General features: G+C 58.9%; 2 protein-coding genes and 1 pseudogene. All 3 read right to left on the reverse strand.

Annotation, left to right across the window (positions count from 1 at the left end):
* Window positions 1-282: 282 nt before the first annotated feature.
* Window positions 283-1053 carry an HpcH/HpaI aldolase family protein gene (locus IF809_RS38195; protein WP_441258727.1) on the reverse strand — a complete coding sequence of 257 codons (771 nt, stop codon included), beginning with the start codon at window positions 1051-1053 and terminating at the stop codon, window positions 283-285.
* A gap of 183 nt (window positions 1054-1236) precedes the next feature.
* Window positions 1237-2406, reverse strand: coding sequence for a M24 family metallopeptidase (locus tag IF809_RS38200; protein ID WP_441258726.1), 1170 nt, complete (start codon window positions 2404-2406; stop codon window positions 1237-1239).
* 477 nt (window positions 2407-2883) lie between these two features.
* Window positions 2884-3295 (reverse strand): annotated as a pseudogene (locus IF809_RS38205) (3,4-dihydroxy-2-butanone-4-phosphate synthase); the annotation flags it as partial.

A 3295-nucleotide genomic window follows, 5' to 3' on the forward strand; every position in this document is an offset into this window, starting at 1 on the left:
CGTCTGGACCAAGAAAAAGGTCCGTCAACGCCGTTTCAAAGGCCGCCGTATCACTCAGCTCTGATTCCGGGTACTAGCTTCGAGTTGTGTGATGCGTCACCCAACTATCTCAGCTTCGGAGAGGGCACGAAGTCGTGTGAGAACGTGTCTTTGCGGCAAAGTTCTTGGAAAAAGCGCCGGATCGAAACCCCTGAGGGCAAGCGACCGCACGAGTTCAGCCGGCAAGGGTGTCAGATACCTGCTTGCTGACCACGACCTTGGCTGCGCTGTCGTCGCTCAAGTCTAGCTCTTGTACAGCTTTGCAATTTCGTCGGTTTTGCGGGCGAGAAGCACCGAGTCGATTCCGACTGCCAAGAACGTGAAGCCAGCAGCGATCAACTCGCGATTCTCTGGCTCATCGAGCGACATAAACCCGGCGGCCTTGCCAGCGGCGCGGATGCGTTCGCCGGCATGCAGAATGGCCTTCCAGATCTCCGGCCGCCTGTGCTGGCCCGGATAGCCCCAGTCGAATGACAGATCGCCTGGTCCGATGAACACGCCGTCAACACCCTCCACGCCCGCGATAGCGTCGATTTCGGCGAGTCCTGCTCGGGTTTCGACCTGTACAAGCACGCAGAGTTCGTCCGCGGCGCGGACTGCATAATCCGGCACGCGTCCGTAGCGGGTCGCGCGAGACGTTCCGCCCATCCCCCTGATTCCGTGCGGCGGATAGCGCGTCGCGCGAACCGCGGCGCGGGCTTCGTCAGCCGATTGCACCAACGGGAAGAGGAGCGTGCGGGCGCCCAGGTCGAGCAATCGCTTGACGAGAACAGGCTCGTTTGTTGGAACGCGGACGGCAGGCTCGGCCGTTCCCCCTACGGCAGCGCGCATGTGGTGCACGACATCCGGTGGCTCATTGGCGGTGTGCTCCATGTCGATGAGGAGCCAATCGAACCCTGCTCCAGCTGCGATCTCTGTCGCGCTCGGACTCATAAGGTTCAGCCAGAAGCCGATCTGGACTTGGCGATCCCGCAGGGCGGCCTTGAAGTCATTTTTCGGAAGGTCGTTTCTCATGTTCTGTCCTGGGTGAAGCGCTTCAAGGTGCCGAGCCTCCTGAGCGAGGCTTGCGCCGATGGTTGTGCAGCGCCAGTAAATCGCGCCGTAGGTCGCAAGGCACTCTCTAGTGAGTGAATCCGCAGCCCAATTGTAACGGATGCGGCAATTTACATGCTGTTGACCGCTCGCGGATCAGGCGCGTCAAATTACTATGATTTCTCGCGGCAGCTTTGAAAATGTTTCGACCCCTGTCTCCGTTACACGGAAGGTCTCGCTAATCACGTAGCCAAGATCTTCATCTACCCAATTGCCAAGCATGAGATGGAACGTCATGTTTGGTTTCAGTATGGTCGGGTCACCGACCTTCAGGCTTGCCGTTGGTTCGGTCCATTCGATTCCAATCGCATAGCCACAACGTGACTCCTTTCGGAACCCGTGCTTTTCAAGGGTGCTATTGAAAGCGACAGCGACATCGCCACAAGACGCGCCAGGCTTGACGGCGGCAAGCGCCGCGTCCAGGCCGGCAACCTCCGCCTCATGCAATGCACGCACGCGATCGGACGGTTTTCCGATCGACACCGTGCGCATGAGAGCGGATACGTAGCCGTGGCGCACTCCGCCGAATTCGAGATTGACCTGAGAACCCGGTCGGAACGAATCATCGCTCCAGGGGATATGACACGTAGACGTGCGCGGAGAGGCACACAGAAAAAAACTTGCCAGCTCGGTACCGGACTTGCCGTCCGCGCCGCGCACCAGGGTTGAGATGATTTCCGCGGCAGCGTCGGCCTCTTTGACTCCGGGACGGATGACTTCCCTGGCCCGCAACATTCCCGCGTCGGCAATCACCGCGGCCTCGCGCATGAGAGCGATCTCCAGGTCGGATTTTACCCCGCGGATCCAGCTGACCACGTTTGTAAACTCCACGAGCTTGGCATCTGGAGCTCTGGTCTTGAACTTTTCTGCCGTGCGGGCTGCGAGATATCCTAGCTCGAGACCAATGCCACGAGTTGCGAGCCGCTTCTCATGAAGGAATTCGACTATCACGTCGAAGCCATCGCGCTCGGGATTGGCAATCAGATCTTCCGGATAGCCGAATATCCGACCGCGATCGACGAACATCTGGTGGATTGCCGCCGGAGCATCCATCCGACGCGTAAAGAACGTCGGCTCCTCCTCCGAAAGCTCAACAATGAGCCCCTGAGGAATATACGCTGACTTTGACGTGTAGCCCGTCAAATAGGTTATATTTGCCGATGTCGTAACAACGAGGGCTTCGACATCGCGCTTCTTCATTGCTTCTTTGACAGCGGTCAGCCTGCGCAAGTACTCGCTACGGGGGAAGACCTGAGGCCCTTTTGGTATCGCCATCTCGTTAGCACCGTTTCAATGAGACCAGAACTTTGAGAACACCGGAGAGCAGCTTCGGAAATCACGCGGTCTTTTGTGCGCTCCTGGCCACGCGAAGGGCCCTTCAGGGATACGCGCGCAGCAAGATCCGAGCGTTCCAAATTGGTGGAGTAGGCGCATTCCCTGCTCGCGTCCGTTGATATGTGGCACTCTAGCGGCACCAAGATGCAGCCAAGCAGCGAAGAATCATTCTTTTGGGCAGATTTCCCGCGAATGCATTTCAATAAACCGGAAAAATCCCCATCGAGGCTGGCGGCCTGAAATATTCGAAAGTTCTCATGCGAAGCGTGCCTTGTTGGAAGGCCTGAGCTTGCTTTTCGCCTCGAGCACGGCCTCGACGATTCCGGCATTCAGTTGAACATCTCTTCAGCCGGTCTGGGTGCTTGGCACCCGAAACGGCCGAGTTGCAGGTACCGCGAACGCGCCTTGCCGGCGGCGCTACTCGAAAGGCTCATTCGACGCGATCTCGATCCCAAAGCCCGTCACGCCGAGATAATCATGTGCGGTTCCTGATAAATTGCGGATTGAGGTGACGCCAAGGTCGCGCAGGATTTGCGCGCCGACACCGACCTCCCGCCACTGGCGGCGCCGATCGGCCTCGCGCGAATGCGTCTCCGCCTCGTCGATCCGATTTACCGGCACGCCCGCGGCGCCGTCGCGCAGGTAGACCAGCACGCCGCGGCCTTCCGACTTGAAACGATCGAGCGCGCGCTTGACCTTGCCGGCCGAACCGGCCGACTGCACGTCCTCGATGATGCTCTGTTTGTGAAAACGCGTCAGGACATCGCGGCCTTTGCCGATGGCGCCGTAAACGAAGGCAACGTGGTAAACAGGATCGAAGGGCGAACGA

The organism is Bradyrhizobium sp. UFLA06-24 (genome assembly GCF_054967145.1).

Coding starts and splice junctions, on each gene's coding strand:
- IF809_RS38195 (WP_441258727.1), bottom strand. CDS start 1,053: ATGAGAAACGACCTTCCGAAAAATGACTTCAAGGCCGCCCTGCGGGAT.
- IF809_RS38200 (WP_441258726.1), bottom strand. CDS start 2,406: ATGGCGATACCAAAAGGGCCTCAGGTCTTCCCCCGTAGCGAGTACTTG.